The organism is Oceaniglobus ichthyenteri, assembly GCF_003057885.1.
GTDB lineage: Bacteria > Pseudomonadota > Alphaproteobacteria > Rhodobacterales > Rhodobacteraceae > Oceaniglobus > Oceaniglobus ichthyenteri.
Genome location: NZ_QAGK01000001.1, coordinates 1 through 16,083 on the forward strand (window position 1 = coordinate 1; position 16,083 = coordinate 16,083).

General features: G+C 58.9%; 19 protein-coding genes and 1 pseudogene. 10 read left to right on the forward strand and 10 right to left on the reverse strand.

Features of this window, described 5'->3' with window-relative positions; all coding sequences use genetic code 11:
* From C8265_RS19625 to C8265_RS19275, 3 genes and pseudogenes are all read left to right on the forward strand, one after another.
* Window positions 1–200 (forward strand): hypothetical protein (locus C8265_RS19625; RefSeq protein WP_206050222.1); only part of this gene is annotated, 200 nt, incomplete at its 5' end.
* Window positions 201–238: 38 nt separating this feature from the next.
* Window positions 239–730, forward strand: a pseudogene (locus tag C8265_RS00010) (IS30 family transposase); the annotation flags it as partial.
* Window positions 731–815: 85 nt separating this feature from the next.
* Window positions 816–1,100 (forward strand): hypothetical protein, encoded by a 285-nt coding sequence (locus C8265_RS19275; protein WP_126623122.1) that lies wholly within the window; start codon window positions 816–818, stop codon window positions 1,098–1,100.
* 24 nt (window positions 1,101–1,124) lie between these two features.
* On the opposite strand, the gene C8265_RS00015 is transcribed toward C8265_RS19275, so the two are convergent.
* The 4 genes from C8265_RS00015 to C8265_RS00030 form a co-directional block, all read right to left on the reverse strand.
* The gene (locus C8265_RS00015) at window positions 1,125–2,201 is read right to left on the reverse strand and encodes an ABC transporter ATP-binding protein (protein WP_108481938.1); all 1,077 of its coding nucleotides are present in this window, start codon (window positions 2,199–2,201) and stop codon (window positions 1,125–1,127) included.
* Window positions 2,198–2,998: an ABC transporter permease gene (locus tag C8265_RS00020; protein ID WP_108481939.1), complete on the reverse strand. Its 801-nt coding sequence runs from the start codon at window positions 2,996–2,998 to the stop codon at window positions 2,198–2,200. Before C8265_RS00020 ends, C8265_RS00015 begins: the two co-directional genes overlap by 4 nt.
* Window positions 2,995–3,861 carry an ABC transporter permease gene (locus C8265_RS00025; protein WP_108481940.1) on the reverse strand — a complete coding sequence of 289 codons (867 nt, stop codon included), beginning with the start codon at window positions 3,859–3,861 and terminating at the stop codon, window positions 2,995–2,997. The genes C8265_RS00020 and C8265_RS00025 overlap by 4 nt, the downstream gene beginning before the upstream one ends.
* 70 nt (window positions 3,862–3,931) lie before the next feature.
* Entirely contained in the window at window positions 3,932–4,228 is a 297-nt protein-coding gene (locus tag C8265_RS00030; RefSeq protein WP_108481941.1) for a DUF6477 family protein, read from the reverse strand.
* A gap of 245 nt (window positions 4,229–4,473) precedes the next feature.
* Here C8265_RS00030 and C8265_RS00035 point away from each other — a divergent pair, with 245 nt between their 5' ends.
* On the forward strand, window positions 4,474–5,520 hold the full coding sequence (locus tag C8265_RS00035) for a DUF6456 domain-containing protein (RefSeq protein ID WP_108481942.1): 1,047 nt from the start codon (window positions 4,474–4,476) through the stop codon (window positions 5,518–5,520).
* A 131-nt stretch (window positions 5,521–5,651) separates the two neighbouring features.
* Entirely contained in the window at window positions 5,652–6,608 is a 957-nt protein-coding gene (lipA, locus tag C8265_RS00040; RefSeq protein WP_108481943.1) for a lipoyl synthase, read from the forward strand.
* Between the two features lie 68 nt (window positions 6,609–6,676).
* Here lipA and C8265_RS00045 read toward each other — a convergent pair whose 3' ends face one another.
* On the reverse strand, window positions 6,677–7,567 hold the full coding sequence (locus tag C8265_RS00045; RefSeq protein WP_108481944.1) for a cytochrome c: 891 nt from the start codon (window positions 7,565–7,567) through the stop codon (window positions 6,677–6,679).
* 66 nt (window positions 7,568–7,633) lie between these two features.
* Entirely contained in the window at window positions 7,634–7,810 is a 177-nt protein-coding gene (locus tag C8265_RS19350; protein WP_164512218.1) for a hypothetical protein, read from the reverse strand.
* Window positions 7,811–7,881: 71 nt separating this feature from the next.
* Between C8265_RS19350 and C8265_RS00050 the strand changes: the two genes are divergently transcribed.
* Window positions 7,882–8,745, forward strand: a complete 864-nt coding sequence (locus C8265_RS00050; protein ID WP_108481945.1) for a tetratricopeptide repeat protein — start codon at window positions 7,882–7,884, stop codon at window positions 8,743–8,745.
* Here C8265_RS00050 and hpt read toward each other — a convergent pair.
* On the reverse strand, window positions 8,735–9,274 hold the full coding sequence (gene hpt / locus C8265_RS00055; RefSeq protein ID WP_108481946.1) for a hypoxanthine phosphoribosyltransferase: 540 nt from the start codon (window positions 9,272–9,274) through the stop codon (window positions 8,735–8,737). The two genes, C8265_RS00050 and hpt, sit on opposite strands and share 11 nt — an antisense overlap.
* 66 nt (window positions 9,275–9,340) lie before the next feature.
* On the opposite strand from hpt, the gene C8265_RS00060 reads away from it, so the two are divergent.
* The gene (locus C8265_RS00060; RefSeq protein ID WP_108481947.1) at window positions 9,341–9,784 is read left to right on the forward strand and encodes a type II toxin-antitoxin system RatA family toxin; all 444 of its coding nucleotides are present in this window, start codon (window positions 9,341–9,343) and stop codon (window positions 9,782–9,784) included.
* A 481-nt stretch (window positions 9,785–10,265) separates the two neighbouring features.
* Here the strand turns inward: C8265_RS00060 and C8265_RS00065 are convergent, their stop codons facing one another.
* From C8265_RS00065 to C8265_RS00075, 3 genes are read right to left on the reverse strand one after another with little or no spacing between them, the layout of a single operon-like run.
* The gene (locus C8265_RS00065; protein ID WP_108481948.1) at window positions 10,266–10,748 is read right to left on the reverse strand and encodes a CinA family protein; all 483 of its coding nucleotides are present in this window, start codon (window positions 10,746–10,748) and stop codon (window positions 10,266–10,268) included.
* Entirely contained in the window at window positions 10,745–11,239 is a 495-nt protein-coding gene (locus C8265_RS00070; protein WP_108481949.1) for a phosphatidylglycerophosphatase A family protein, read from the reverse strand. The genes C8265_RS00065 and C8265_RS00070 overlap by 4 nt, the downstream gene beginning before the upstream one ends.
* Window positions 11,236–12,375 (reverse strand): bifunctional 2-C-methyl-D-erythritol 4-phosphate cytidylyltransferase/2-C-methyl-D-erythritol 2,4-cyclodiphosphate synthase, encoded by a 1,140-nt coding sequence (locus C8265_RS00075; RefSeq protein ID WP_108481950.1) that lies wholly within the window; start codon window positions 12,373–12,375, stop codon window positions 11,236–11,238. Before C8265_RS00075 ends, C8265_RS00070 begins: the two co-directional genes overlap by 4 nt.
* Window positions 12,376–12,624: 249 nt before the next feature.
* Here C8265_RS00075 and dusB point away from each other — a divergent pair, with 249 nt between their 5' ends.
* The 3 genes from dusB to C8265_RS00090 are packed head-to-tail and all read left to right on the forward strand — an operon-like array spanning window position 12,625 to window position 16,012.
* Window positions 12,625–13,557, forward strand: a complete 933-nt coding sequence (gene dusB, locus C8265_RS00080; RefSeq protein WP_108482465.1) for a tRNA dihydrouridine synthase DusB — start codon at window positions 12,625–12,627, stop codon at window positions 13,555–13,557.
* A complete protein-coding gene (locus tag C8265_RS00085) occupies window positions 13,554–14,633 on the forward strand; it encodes a two-component system sensor histidine kinase NtrB (protein WP_108481951.1) in 1,080 nt (359 codons plus the stop codon). Before dusB ends, C8265_RS00085 begins: the two co-directional genes overlap by 4 nt.
* Window positions 14,634–14,647: 14 nt before the next feature.
* Window positions 14,648–16,012 carry a response regulator gene (locus C8265_RS00090; RefSeq protein WP_108481952.1) on the forward strand — a complete coding sequence of 455 codons (1,365 nt, stop codon included), beginning with the start codon at window positions 14,648–14,650 and terminating at the stop codon, window positions 16,010–16,012.
* Window positions 16,013–16,083: the final 71 nt, after the last annotated feature.

The following is a 16,083-nucleotide window of genomic DNA, read 5'->3' on the forward strand; positions in this document are numbered from 1 at the left end:
AGGGCCAAGGCCAGTTCTCTTTCCCACTGATTTCGTTTTGGTTTTCGTCATTCGTCCTCTCCAACTCGGGTTCGCAACTGGTGACGACGACGGCGAACAAGGGCGAGGATGTCCAGCGAACTGTCTCGGTCGTCCGCAGAATTCTCATTTATTGTCGGTGGGTTGGTGCGATCCACGGCTGTAGCGAGGATCTGGGCTAGTTCTGCCAGCCGCTCATCGGTGGTGAGGCTTTCAGGTGATCGGCACGCTGGTCGAACGCACGACCCGCTTCACCATGCTCCTGCACCTGCCGCGCATGAAGGGGCACGGGACAGGCAAGCCAGTCAAGAATGGATCAGCCCTCGCCGGTCACGGTGCCGAAGCCGTCCGCGATACCATCGCCGAGACGATCAGCAGCCTGCCTGCTCAACTGCGTCGCTCGCTGACCTGGGACCAAGGTGCAGAGATGGCCCAACACGCGCAACTACGGATCGAAACAGGTCTCGAGATCTACTTCTGCGACCCTCAAAGCCCATGGCAGCGGGGCAGCAATGAAAACACCAACGGATTGCTCCGCCAGTACTTCCCAAAGGCCACGGACCTCAGCCAGCATGGCGCTGACGAGCTGGGCGCCGTTGCCCACGCGCTGAACACGCGCCCTCGAAAAACGCTGGGCTGGCAAACACCGGCAGAAGCTCTCGACCGGCTGATTAAAAAGGGTATGATCCAAGGTGTTGCGACGACCGGTTGAACCCGGCCGGTATCGCTGGCTAGGCTGGCTGGAACGTATCGAAGCAGCAAATCTCATTCGCTCATTGTCACGAAAGGCGAGCTCATTGGACAATGCCGCATATGAAGATTTCTTCGGACGCCTGAAGACTGAGTTCTTCTATCCTCTTGATTGGCGGACTTTCACTGCGGCCCAGTTTAGTGACGAAATCAGCGCCTGCACCGCTGATATAACGAAATACGCGTCAAGATGCCCCTGGGTGTCAGAAGCCCAATTGAATACCGTAAAACCTTTGCCTTATGCCGTGAAAACAGTGCAGGTTTTTATCCGCACCCCCATAAATAATATTGAGACACGCAAACGTGATCCTCACTTCATTTCTGTTTTCTAAATATCTCCGCCGGAGGCTCAATAATCAATCCGCGAAGGCCACCAGGGCGCGGTCGTCCCAAGATATGCGCGTGGATTCTCCGCGCTCCAATACGCGGCGACCGACCAGATTTTTCATCGACAGGGTTACAGGTTTTTCGACGCCGGGCAGGGCGATGTCATAATAGGTCATATCGCCGTAATAGGCCAATTCGTGCACTGTGCCGTTGGTTTCGCGGGCCGGGGCCGGTTCGGTTCCGAACAGGATGGACATGGTTTCGGGCCGGATTCCGATGGTGCAGGGCCCGGACGGGGTGCCGCCGGGGCATTGCTCGGGTGTGAGGGTTGCCGCACCAAGGCCGGGAATATCAATTTTGTTGCCACTGGCGTTAGCCGGAAGAAAATTCATCACACCGATAAAATCAGCCACCCGGCGCGAAATCGGACGCCGATACAGGGTTTGTGGATCGGCGAGTTGCGCGATTTCTCCATCAAACATCACTGCAATCCGATCTGACATGATCAATGCTTCTTCCTGATCGTGGGTGACCAGAATAAAGGTGATTCCCACATGACGCTGCAATTGGCGCAGTTCGTTCTGCATCTGATCGCGCATCTTTTTGTCGAGCGCTGACAAAGGTTCGTCCAGCAGCAACACCTTGGGTTTGAGAATCAGCGCCCGGGCCAGGGCGACCCGTTGGCGTTGCCCGCCCGACAGGGCGTGGGCCGCACGTTTTTCAAACCCGACCAGCCCGACCATTTCCAGCGCGTCCTGCACCAATGCCGCTTTTTCCTTGGTATTCAAATCAGACCGTTTGCGCAGGCCAAAGGCCACGTTTTCACCCACCGACAAATGGGGAAAAATCGCGTAGGATTGAAACACCATATTCGTCGGCCGTTTATTTGCCGGAACATCCGCCATGTTTTGGCCCGATAAAATCAGCGTTCCTTCGGAGATATCTTCAAAACCGGCGATGGTGCGCAAAAGCGTGGTCTTGCCACAGCCCGACGGCCCAAGCAGCGAGAAAAACTCGCCCTGGGCAATATCAAGGGTGACACCGCGCAGGGCGTGGTAGGTGCCATAATATTTCTGTACGTCTTTCAGGGAAACAATGGCGGTCACAAAAAGCCTCCGGAATCTTGGGTGCCGGTGCGGTGCAAACCGCGGCGGCGGGCCATTTCGGCCAAAATCAACAAAATGATGGACAACACCACCAAAATCGTACCCAGCGCCATAACAACCGGAATTTTCTGAGGAAACCTGAGTTGACCCCAAAGATAGACGGGCAGGGTGGGTTCGGTTCCGGTGAGGAAAAACGCGATGATGAATTCATCCAGCGAAATGGTGAACGAGATCAGCATGGCCGCGATGATCCCGGGCATCACCAATGGCAATGTGATCAGGCGAAAGGTCGATGCGCGGGTTTCGCCCAGATCAATCGCCGCCTCTTCCAGGCTGGGATCAAGGTTGGCAAAGGCAGAATTCAGGATCGCGATGCAAAACGGCGTGCAGATCAACGTGTGCCCCAAAACCACCGTCCAACTGCCCAAAGGCAGCCCAAGGGCCAGCAGAACCACCAGCATCGATACCGCCACGATGATTTCGGGCAGAACAAGAGGCAGCATGATGAACCCCAGGATGGGTGCCTTGAGCGGAAAGGTGTATTTTGCCCCGGCACGGGCGGCGCAAATGCCCAGGGTCGTTGATAAAACCGCGGTGGTCAGCGCGATGATCACCGAGGTTTGCACCGATTTCACCAAGGCCGGCGTGTTGGGAATTTCGCTGAACCACTGTGTCGTGAACCCCGACAAGGGAAAGGCGATGATCGTGCTGTCGTTGAACGCAAAGATCGGCAACAGAATGATCGGTGCGTATAAGAACAGCAGGTATAAAACGGCATAGCCGCGCAGCCAGGTCATGAATTGCGCCCCTTCAGCCAGCGCCGGTTGAGAAAGATAAAGAACAGCGCGATTACCGTCACAATCGCCATGGCGATCACTGCCAAGGCGGCCCCCATCGGCGCGTTGTTCAGTTTCAAAAACTGTGTCTGGATCATGTTTGCAATCATCAAACCATTAGGTCCCCCCACAAGGCGCGGTGTGACATAATCACCGATGGTGGGAATGAACACGATCAACGTGGCCGCCACAACGCCCGGCACCGCCAGGGGTAGGGTGACGCGCAGAAATGTCATCACATGATTTTCACCCAGATCGCGCGATGCCTCAAGCAACGAGCGGTCAATCTTTTCCAGGCTCACGAAAATCGGCAGAATCGCAAATGGGGCAAAGGCATGCGCCAGCGTGATGACCACCGCATTGGCGTTGTACAAGATAAAGGTTAGCGGCTCATCAATGATGCCGATGCTCAAAAGCGATGAATTCAGCACGCCATTATATCCCAAGATCACCTTCCACAGGAACACCCGGATCAGATAGCTGGTCCAGAATGGGATCGTGATCAGAAATATCCACAGGGATTTGCGGCTTTGCGGCACATGGAACGATACGAAATAAGCGATCGGAAAGGCCAACAGGACGGTGGCAACCGTCACCGCCCCGGCAATCAGGACCGACCGCATCATGAGTTCGGTATATAATGGCTCGCTCAGCGCTTCGCGATAATTGTTCAGCGTTGGCGTATAATCAATGGTCAGAAAATCTTGCGACCAAAAACTGAAGGCGAAAATCGCCAGCAAAGGCACCGCCAACAGCAAAAGCGCGTAAAGTGCCGGAGGCGCGATAAGGGTCAGACCCCGCGCCGTTTGAGAATTGCGAAACATCAGCCCCCCAAGTCGCCATTATCGCAATGGTTTATCGACTGGGGGGAAAGTGCAACAGCAAAATCGTTGTTCAGACCGGCGCAGAGGGCCGCAACACGCGTTGCGCCTCGGAAATCAGCGCAATCAGGATTTCAACGTGGCGCGCAACCATGTAACCGGCATCCCCCGCGGCGCGGCGCGCTTCGTACTGGGCCTCTTGCTCGATCAGGGGCGACAGCGGATTGGCCTGGGTTTTGGCACAGGCATCAGGAAGGATTCGCCGCAGGCACCGGGTGCGATCATAATCCGAAAGACCGAACCGCGCGGCCCGGATCAACAGACGGGGACGGCGCAGGTGGGCAAGGGCGGATGTGGCAGGATGGGTCATTATCGGCTCCGTCAATTGTGGCGTTACTGTGGCACAATCTTGGCACAACCCAGACGTGTGTTGCGCAAACGGCGCAAAGGGCGTGCGCAAACGTAGACAATTATTCACAAACCGTAGGCATTGTCGCCAATACCGGTCGCTCGTTAACCATCTGATAAGATTTACAATCAAAAGTTGTGTCGGGTTGGGGAGAACTCTGTGGATAAAAACAGGCCCGGCGACCGGTTGAACGAGGGGACGTAACGATGTTGTTAGCAACGCCAGCGATGGCGGCACTGGGTTGGGTGCCAAACGATGTGAGGCTTTATTTGGCCCACACGGAACACGGAACATCCATTCGCGCCCTGGCGCGCGAGGCGGGGTGCCATGCGTCGACGGTGATGCGCCAGATCCGACGCTATGAACAACGCCGCGACGATCCCTTGATTGATCATGCCCTCAGGCGCCTTGGTGCCTTGGGCGTCGGGCGGGGGACGCCCGATCATTTGACCGGAGGCGAGATGAAACACACCAAGATCACCCGTGACAGTGCGGCCCCGACCGATACCCAGATCGAAAAAGAAGCGGCGCGTGTGTTGCGCCGCCTGGCCGAACCGGGGGCCTGTCTGGCCATTGCCCAAGGCATGGAAAACGCCGTGGTGGTGCGCGAAGGCGCCGATGGCCAAACCGTACGCACCGCCGTCGTGGGCCGCGCCGTGGCCGAGGCGATGGCCCTGCGCGATTGGATCGCAGCGGCGGGCGGTGGCAAGATTGCCCGCTATCACCTGACCAATGCCGGGCGTGCCAAGTTGAAAAAGATCTTGGCCGATGGCGCGGACCGGGCCGCGCCTTCGGTATCTGATGGCGGGCGGGTCCGCTATGGTCTGGCCGAAAGCCCGCTTTTAACCTTGGCAAGGCGGCGCGACAAAGACGGCACGCCATTCCTGACCGAACCTTTGCTGGCGGCGGGCGAACGGTTGCGCGAAGATTTCGAATTGGCGCAAATGGGTGGCTCGGCCCCACAGGATTGGGACCGCGTGGTGACCCAAGGCACCACAGCCCCAACCGCCGACCCCAAAGGCACCGGGCCCGAAGCGGCAAGAGCCCGTGTGGCGGCGGCACTTGGTGATCTTGGGCCGGGGTTGGGCGATGTCGTGTTGCGCTGTTGCTGTCAGCTGGAAGGGATGGAAGCGATCGAGCGGCGCATGGGCTGGGCCGCGCGCTCCGGCAAGATCGTGTTGCGAATCGCGCTGCAACGGTTGCGCCGCTACTACGATGAAATCGAAGGCAAATGGTCGCCAATGATCGGTTGACCGGCGGCCAATGCGACCGGGTCCGGGGCATGCTTCGGGCCCGACACGACATTCCTGCAGGGCGCGGCATCACGCCGTTGGACTTGGCCGCGGTGATCTAGTATTCCATGTCTGACAAGCATGAGGTTCCAATGGCCCGCGATCTGAAAATCCCTGAACAACGCCACCCCGAAAAGGCCCGCCGCCCCGACAACGTGCAGCCGAAAAAACCCAACTGGATCAGGGTAAAGGCCCCGACCGGCGCGGGTTACACCAAAACGCGCGATATCATGCGCGAACACAAACTGGTCACCGTCTGCGAAGAGGCAGGGTGCCCCAATGTCGGCGAATGTTGGTCCCAGGGCCACGCCACAATGATGATCATGGGCGAGGTGTGTACCCGCGCCTGTACCTTCTGCAACATCGCCACCGGCAAACCGCCCGAATCCCTGGATGTGTTCGAACCGGGGCGCGTTGCTGACGCGGTCAAAAAGCTGGGCCTGAACCATGTGGTCATCACCAGCGTGGATCGCGACGATGTCGAAGACGGCGGCGCCGAACATTTCGCCCAGACGATTCGCGCCGTGCGCCGCCAATCGCCCGGCACCACCATCGAAATCCTGACGCCCGACTTCATCAAATGCGCGCCCGAAGCGCTGGAAAAGGTTGTCGCGGCCAAGCCGGATGTGTTCAACCACAACCTTGAAACCGTGCCGGGCCTCTACCCCGAGGTGCGGCCGGGCGCGCGGTATTTCCACAGCCTGCGTCTGTTGCAACGGGTGAAAGAGCTGGACCCAACCATGTTTACCAAATCCGGCATCATGGTCGGCCTTGGTGAAGATGGCCAAGGGGTGCGCCAGGTGATGGATGATATGCGCGCCGCTGATGTCGATTTCCTGACCGTCGGGCAATATCTGCAACCCACGCCAAAACACCACAAGGTCGATCGTTTCGTCACACCCGAAGAATTCGCCGCCTACGAAAAGGCTGCCTATGGCAAGGGGTTCTTGATGGTGTCGGCCACGCCGCTTACCCGGTCCAGCTATCATGCGGGCGATGATTTCCGGCGCCTGCGCGCGGCGCGCCTTAAAAAACTGGGCATCGCCTGACGCCCATTTTCGTTTTTCAAATATCCTGGGGGTGAATGGCCCCCAGGGCCAGAGGGGGCAACGCCCCCTTACTTCACGCCGGGCACTGCTTTCAGATACGCGGCCACCGCAGCGCGGTCCGATTCCGGCAGTTTGGCAAACTTTTCAACCACAGCCACCATATGCCCGCCTGCGGTATCGAACTCGGGAGTGAACCCCGACGACAGGTATTCGGCAATGTCCGCCTCGCTCCAATCCAGCACGGCAGGGGTGATGTTTGGCACACGGCCTTTTCCATCGGGGTTTGGCGCACCGGCCAGCCATTGCGCCGTATCTGGCCCACCCAACAGATTGCGCGGGGTGTGACAGGCGCTGCAATGGCCCAGTGCCTCAACCAGATACCGGCCGCGCGTCGCCTCGGGCGACAGATCGCCGTCGATCGCCCACTCATCGGTCACAAACAGTGTTTTCCACCCCCCCAAGGTGCGGCGTATGTTGAATGGAAATCCAACCTCATGGGCCTGACTGACGGCTTCCGATGCGGGCAGGGTGCGCATATAGGCGATCAAATCGACAATATCGCCCAACTCCGCCTTGTTATACGCATCATAGGGAAAGGCCGGGTAATAATGCGCGCCTTCGGGGCTGATTCCACGGGTGATCGCATTGGCCAGGTCATAGTCGCTCCAGCTTCCCACACCATAGACCGGATCAGATGAAATATTGGGCGCGATGAACGTGCCAAAATCCGAGGGAAAGCGCATGCCACCGGCCAGAACCGGCGCCTCTTCGCCCTCGGCCCCGGCGCTGACATGGCATGACGCACAGCCAGCGGCCAGAAACACCTGTTCACCGCGCGCGGCATCGCCATTTAGACCGGCCAATGCATCCTCGGGCAAGGGGTCAGGCCGGGTCACGCCCCAGAACACGGCACCTCCGACCAAACCAAGGGCAATCGTCCAGCGCAGGAATGGGGGCATATCAGGAACCTTTCGCGTTAATGTTGCCCCAGACTATCCCAACGCGGCATCAGGTTACAACAAACCTTAGCGCCCCCGTATCGGCAGCCGGTCCGCCGTCAGCGCATCGGGCCAACCCAGCGTGCGTTCAATAACAACCAGCAGTACGCACAGAGCGACAACGCCAACCACAATTTTCACCATTTTGGCCGAGGGCGGGTTGCGCGCCCACCGCGCCATGCGCATGATCCAGTGAATATTCATGACCCGTCGCCCTTTGACCTGTGCCCGATCACACAGTGCATATTAGGGGGCGCAGAAAGGCGAAATCAACCATGCGCACACGTGCTGTTCTGGCTCTGACGTTGTTTTTGACCGCCACTTCCGGGTCGGCACAGGATTATGAAACCGCACGTCAGGCTTATATCAATGGTGATTATGCCGATGCTCTGGCCGTGCTGGAACCGCTGGCGCGGGCCGGCGACCCCGAAGCGCGCAACATTCTGGCCGACGCTTATGATGATGGCAATGGCGTGACCCGTGATCATCAGCGCGCGCTTGAATTGTATCGCTCGGCGGCGGCGCAGGGATTGGCAAAGGCGTCTTACAATCTTGGCGTTTTACTGGCCGAAGGCCGCCCCGGTATCCCCGCCGATATCGCCCAGGCGATCGTGCACTACCACGAGGCGATGGCAAAAGATTATCCTGCCGCGTTCAACAATCGCGGTATTTTGCATGCCAAAGGGCAGGGTGGGCCGGTTGATCCGGCCGCAGCGGTTGCGCTTTATCAGCGCGCCCATACCTTGGGCGATCTGAACGGCACTGACAATCTGGCCGATATGCTGCGCCGGGGCGATGGTGTGGCCAAGGACGAGGCCGCCGCGCTGGCCCTGTGGCGCGGTGCGGCAGAACGCGGGCACGGCCCGGCGATGAACAATCTGGGCGCGATGTATGCCAACGGGATTGTCGTGGAACAAGATGCCATCGCGGCACAGGCGCTGTATTTGTTGGCGGCGCAAACCGGGTCGGTTCAGGGTGGTATGAACCTGTCAGACCTTTACGCCATAAAAGGCGATGATCTGCACGCCTTGGCCTGGTGTCTTTGGGCGGTTGAGCGGGGCAGCGAAGCCGAATGTGGTGCTAAGGATGATGCCATGTGGCCCCCGGCGCGCGCGCTTGCCGCGCGGCTTACCCCGTAAACCGTACTTTGCCGATATAGGGCAGATTGCGGTTACGCTGTGCATAATCGATGCCATAGCCGACAACAAATTCATCGGGAATTTCAAATCCGGTCCAGGTGGCGCGCACGTCCACTTCGCGGCGTGACGGTTTGTCAAGCAGCGCAATGGTTTCCAAACGGTTCGGATTGCGGGTTTTCAACAATTGAATCACATGGTGCAGGGTAAATCCGGTATCCACGATGTCTTCCACCACCAGCACATCACGCCCGGCAATTTCACCGCGCAAGTCCTTGAGAATGCGCACTTCCTTGCTGCTTGTCATCCCATCGCCATAGCTGGAAGCCTCAAGAAAATCGACCTCGACGTTCAGATCCAGTTCGCGCACCAGATCGGCGATAAACACGAATGACCCGCGCAAAAGCCCGACCACAACCAGTTTTTTCGTCCCGCGAAAATGATCCTGAATTTCGCGCGAAAGCGCCTCGATTCGGGCCGCGATTGCCTTGGCCGAGATCATTTCGTCGATCACGTATTCCGCCTGCGCCATACCGACCCCTTGATTTTATGTGTCCTATGGTCGACATGACCGGGAACGCAGCAACATAGATAAGACATGCCAACACATCAAGAAACCCGAAAACTGCCTTATTCCGCACAACAGATGTATGATCTGGTGGCGGATGTGGGCAAGTACCCTGAATTCCTTCCCTGGTGTGCGGCGGCCCGCGTGCAACAGACCCGTCCGTTTGAGGGTGGCGAAATCATGGAGGCGGATCTGGTGATCTCATTCAAGGTATTCCGCGAAAAGTTCGCATCGCGCGTCACATTGTGGCCAGACGATATGCGGATCGATACCGAATATCTGGACGGCCCGTTCAAACACATGATTTCCAATTGGGGGTTTCGCGATGTTCAAGACGGGTGCGAGGTGAGTTTTTTCGTTGATTTCGAATTTCGAAATCGCGTTTTACAAGCTGCCGCAGGGGTGTTCTTTAACGAAGCGATGCAACGGATCGTGCGCGCCTTTGAACGCCGCGCGGCCAGTTTACATGGTTGATGTATCGCATTAGCAATGATGACCAACCTATTGATATAATTTAATCTAGGGGACGATTTGCAGTGGAGCCTTTTGCCGCCTCACGCAATGCAGCGTTGCATCAGCATCGTTAACCAAGGTATTGAAAATTAGTTAAAAAACTAGCGTGTTGAACGCAATTGCCATAATGTTGTCTCAAATTGGTCATGTTTTACCAGGAGAGGCTCGTGTACACATCGGATTCAACATCGTCCTGTGACCACTCTGAAAATGGATCGGTAGAGCGTTTTATCTTTCGACATCATTGCGGTGACGATGATGTGCTGGATCACGCGCCATTGCATTCGGGCCGTACCTTGGCAGACCAACGCGCCTTTCGAAAGGCGCGGGCGGGATATGGCCAATCGCGCGCGGCAATGATGCGCCCGATACGCAGGGCACTTTCGTTTTCCGTTTGACGATCTTTTCTGCTGATTATCGCAGCGATTTTGCGCCACAACGCCTATAATTTGGGCAATCTGGTAATTTCATCAATCATAAGCTGTAATGCCTGTTCCACACTGGCGCGGCGCACATGGGCGCGCCCGATCGGGCCGAAATCATGGGTGCGCGCGGCGGTTTGTGTGGCCGTGGCGATGCCAAAACACACCCGGCCTTCGGGCTTATGCTCTGACCCTCCTGGCCCGGCGATGCCGGTGACCGATACGGCAATCTGCGCATGGGACCGGGCCAAGGCTCCGGCAGCCATTTCGCGGGCAACCTGTTCGCTGACCGCGCCATGGGCCGCCAGCGTTTCGCCCGACACGCCAAGCATCTCGATTTTGGCCGCGTTGGTATAGGTTACAAATCCGCGGTCCAATACTGCCGATGATCCGGCGATATCGGTGATCGCGGCGGTAATTCCACCGCCTGTACAGCTTTCGGCGGTGGCGATCATGATTCCCGTTTCAATCGCGATTTCAACAAGTTGTCGCGCGCGGCTCACATGAACACCATGTGATATGCGGCACCGGAAACAATCACGCCCAGCGCGGCAAGTGCGCCGGCGAACACATCATCCAACATCACGCCCATCGCATCGTCGCGCCGGTCGGCCCAGCCCACGATCCAGGGTTTGGTGATGTCAAACAGACGAAACAAGACAAAGGCGGCAACCCAACCGGGCCACAACCGTTCAGGCGCGACGCCCATCATGCCTGCGCCATAGGCCACGGGCAAAAGTGCGATCCATTGCCCCACGACTTCATCAATCACAATCTCTGAGGGATCGTGATTGGCCTTGCCCCGGGTTTCAACGCCGGTGGCCCAGGTGCCGGCGACAAACGCCACCACCGCCATTCCCACCAACAGCGGCCAACCGCCCCAAACGATCAGCCCATAGCCCAACGGCAATGCGGCCAGTGACCCCCAGGTGCCGGGCGCCGGGCGCAGATATCCGACGCCCGCAACAGTGGCGATAAGTTGTGAAATTTTCATGCTGATACCAATGTAACTGTGGCCATTGCGGCGATGCCTTCGCCCCGACCGGTGAATCCCAACCGCTCGGACGTGGTTGCCTTGACCGACACGCGGTCGGCCGACAGGCCCATCAACGCAGCCATATGGGCAATCATATCATCGGCATGGGGGCCGATTTTCGGGGCTTCGCAGATCAGCGTCAGATCGACATTCGAAATCCGATATCCCCGATCTTTCGCCAACCCCACCGCGTGACGCAGAAAAATCTCAGATGCTGCGCCTTTCCATTGTGGATCAGAGGGCGGGAAATGGCGGCCGATATCGCCTTCGGCCAAGGCGCCGTAAATGGCATCGGTCACTGTGTGCATCCCAACATCGGCGTCGGAATGGCCCAATAACCCCTTGTCATGGGGGATTTTAAGCCCGCACAAAACCACATGATCGCCCGCGCAAAACGCGTGTACGTCAAAACCGTTTCCGGTACGAATGTCCAAATGACGCTCCATCAAATGTTCGGCGCGCGCAAAATCGCCCGCCGTGGTGATTTTCAGATTCGCCTCGTCGCCGTCGACGATGCGCACGTTCAAACCGGCCGCGCGCGCCACCTCAACATCATCGGCGGCGAGGCCGGTATGGGCGCGGTGGGCCGCGAGAATCGCATCAAAATGAAACCCTTGCGGGGTTTGCGCCCGATAAAGATGCGTGCGGTCGCGGGTGCCCGCGACAGTGCCACCATCGCCCAGCCACAGCGCATCAGACACTGGCAGGGCAGGGGCCGCGCCCACGTGATGATCAAGTGCATCATGTATCCGCGCGATCAGATCTAGACTGACCAAGGGGCGCGCCACATCGTGAATAAGCACCCGTGTCACGCCCTGATCCTGCAGGCTGATCAAACCGGCCAGAACGCTGGCAGCGCGGCTGGCCCCGCCCTGGGCCACGCTGACGTCGGGGTGGGCGGTATATCCGTGGGCCATGTCCATGTCTGACTCATTCAACACCAGAACGATATGGTCAATGTGGGGCGAGGCGCGAAATGCCGCAAGCGTCCAGGCCACAACAGCGCGCCCGCGCAACATGCGCCATTGCTTTGGCACCGGTCCGCCCACACGCGTTCCACGCCCTGCGGCCACGATGACTGCGGCTGTTGTCATATGGTTTGAACCCCTCTTCGCGGCCTATGGTCTAGGACACAGGCGCGCCGGTGACAACGAAAAGCAGACCGTGAATCGCCCTGCCTATTAATTGGGCGGTTCGTGTTTTTGGCCGGAAATGTGACAAAGGGGCGGGCCTATGGTTTGCCATGGCCCAATGCGCGCGATACGTCTTTTCCCAGATGCACAAAGAACAGGCAAACCCAAGTGAGCGATTTTCGTCTTGATACCCCCGTCGTGCTGGCGCCGATGGCCGGCATCACCGATCTGCCGTTTCGCCAGCTTGTGGCGTCCTTTGGCGCGGGGCTGGTGGTAAGCGAAATGGTCGCCAGTCAGGAAATCGTTCAGGCCAGGGCGGGAATGCGTGAAAAGGCTGAACTGGGTCTGGGAGTGGCGCGCACCGCCGTGCAGCTGGCCGGGCGCGAGGCCTATTGGATGGGCGAGGCCGCCCGCCTTGTCGAAGCCAATGGCGCACAGATCATTGACATCAACATGGGCTGTCCGGCCAAACGCGTCACCAGCGGCCAGTCCGGATCGGCCCTGATGCGCGATCTCGATCATGCGCTGACGCTGATTGATGCGGTGGTGGGCGCGGTCAAGGTGCCGGTGACGTTGAAAACCCGGCTGGGGTGGGATGATGACGCCCTCAACGCCCCCGAACTGGCCCGCCGCGCCGAGGCGGCCGGGGTGCAGATGATCACCATACATGGCCGCACCCGATGCCAGTTTTACAAAGGCACCGCCGATTGGGCCGCGATCCGCGCTGTGTGCGACGCGGTGTCGATTCCGGTGATCGCCAATGGCGATATCGTCGATGGCGAAACCGCCAGCCGCGCGTTGGCGCAATCGGGCGGGGCGGGGGTGATGATTGGCCGCGGCGCGCAAGGGCAACCTTGGATCCTGTCACAGGTGGCGGCGCATTTGGCCGGCACAGCGGTGCCCGCTGCGCCCACGGGTGGGGCGCGCGCCGATCTGGTGGCGGGTCATTACGAGGCGATGCTGGCGTTTTATGGCGCGGCCGTGGGCGCAAAAACCGCGCGCAAACATCTGGGCTGGTTCATGGACCATGCCCAAACACCGCCCCCCCTGCGGCGCGAGGTGTTGACCGCGCCCGATCCCGCAGCCGTGCTGCGCCTGATCCCGCTGGCGTTTGGCGAGGCCGCACCACGGGTTGCCGCATGACCGCGCTGCACGACACGCTTTGGGCGTCGTTGCCGATGCCCGCGATTTTGGTGGATACCGACGATGCGATTGCCGATCTTAACCCAGCCGCCGAATTGTTCCTGAACATCTCGGCGCGCGGCCTGCGGGGCACATCGGTATATGACAGAATACAAATCGAGGCCCCGATCAAAGAATCCTTTGCAAGGGTGCGGCGCGATCACGGGGCGCTGTCGATCAGCAATGTCGATGTGGGCGGACGACAGCGCCCGCCGGTTCAATGCAATGTGCAACTGGCCCCGCTGATTGGCAGGCCCGGGCATATTCTGTTGCTGATCGAGCCACGTCAGATTGCCGATCGGTTGGGGCGGGCACATTCGGCCAAATCCTCGGCCCGCTCGGCCATTGGCATGGCTGAAATGCTGGCCCATGAAATCAAGAATCCGTTGGCAGGAATCACCGGCGCGGCACAGTTGTTGTCGATGAACCTGAGCCGCGCCGATCAGGAAATGACCGATCTGATCGTGATGGAAAGCCGCCGTATCGTGGCGCTGTTGGATCAGGTGGAACAATTCGGCAATCTGCGCCCGCCGGTGCGTCGTGCGGTGAACGTGCATGACATATTGGACCGGGCGCGCAAATCGGCGCTGATCGGGTTTTCCGGCCATATGAAAATCATCGAAGATTACGATCCCTCGCTGCCGCTGACATTTGTGGATGCCGATCAGATCCTGCAGGTGTTTCAAAACCTGATCCGCAATGCCACCGAGGCGGCAGGCCCCGCCGGGGGCATCATACGTCTGCGCACGTTTTACGATGTTTCCCTACGATTGCTGCGCAAGGATGGGGTGAACGGCGCGCTGCCGCTTCAGGTTGAAATCATTGATGACGGCCCCGGCCTGCCACCCGAATTGGCACAGAATGTTTTTGAACCTTTCGTGTCGGGCCGCGTAAACGGCACCGGGTTGGGATTGGCATTGGTCAGCAAGATCGTATCGGATCACGAAGGTTGGGTTTCGGTTGAAAGCGCGCCGGGGCGGACGGCATTCCGCCTGTCGCTTCCTCTTGCGCCGAAAAACGAAATTCACGAAATATAAAGGATGACCAGAGTATGGATGGCACGGTTCTTGTTGCCGATGACGACCGAACGATCCGCACCGTTTTGACACAGGCGCTGACCCGCGCCGGGTGCAAGGTGCATGCCACTTCGTCGATGGTTACGCTGATGCGGTGGGTTGAGGAAGGCAAGGGCGATCTGGTGATTTCCGATGTGATCATGCCCGATGGCAATGGTCTTGAGGCGTTACCAAGAATTGCACAGGCGCGGCCGCACCTGCCGGTGATCGTGATTTCGGCGCAAAACACGATCATGACCGCGATTCAGGCCGCCGAGGCCGAGGCGTTCGATTATCTTCCCAAACCTTTTGACCTGCCCGATCTGATGAAACGTGCCGCCCGCGCGCTTGAGGTAAAACGTCATGTGCCCCCCCCCCGTGACCCCGGGGAGCAGCCCGCCGATGATTTGCCGCTGGTTGGGCGCACCCCGGCGATGCAGGCGCTGTATCGTTTGGTGGCGCGGGTGATGAACACGGATCTGCCGGTTTTGATCACCGGGGAATCGGGCACCGGGAAATCGCTTATCGCGCGTGCCATACACGATTTTTCTGATCGGCGCGCGTTGCCTTTCGTGGTGGCCAGCGCGACAGAACTGGCCACGATGGATGGCCCGGCCCGGGTGATCGCGCAGGCGCGCGGTGGGTCGATCCTGTTTGATGAGGTTGGCGATCTGAGCGAAGAGGCGCAAGCGCGGATCGTTCGGATGCTGGACAGTATCGGTGAGGATGCGCCCAGGATCATGGCGACATCGCAAAGCGATCTGACCGAAAAACTGGAAACCGGCGCATTTCGCCAGGATCTTTTTTACCGTTTGGGCGGGGTGACGATTCCGGTGCCGACGCTGCGCGAACGGGTCGAGGATATTCCGTTACTGACCGCCCATTTCCTGAATCGTGCCGAACGGGACGGGCTGTCGATGCGGGTATTTTCCGAACCGGCAATGGATTTGATGCGCGGTTATTCCTGGCCGGGCAACGTGCGGCAGTTGGAAAACACCGTGCGCCGGATCGTGGTTACCGGCACCGAACCCGACATCAGCCGCGCCGAGGCTGAATCGGTTCTGGGCAATCAGCCGACGATGGACACGTCGGGCGCAAAGGGCGAGGGTGAAAAACTGTCGGGATCCGTCGCCAAACACCTGCGCCGCTATTTCGATTTGCATGGCGGCGCATTGCCTCCTCCGGGACTTTACCAGCGGATTTTGCGCGAGATCGAAGCCCCCCTGATTGATATCGCGTTGGAAGCGACCGGCGGAAATCAGGCTAAGTGTGCTGATTTACTTGGCATAAATCGCAACACCCTGAGAAAGAAGATCACCGAGCTCGATATTCGCGTGACACGGCGCCGCAAATTGATGTAAAACCGCAACATAATGTGTGGCCATTTGGCGTCAGCCGAAACGAGACCACCAAATAGAGCGGTACGTCGCGC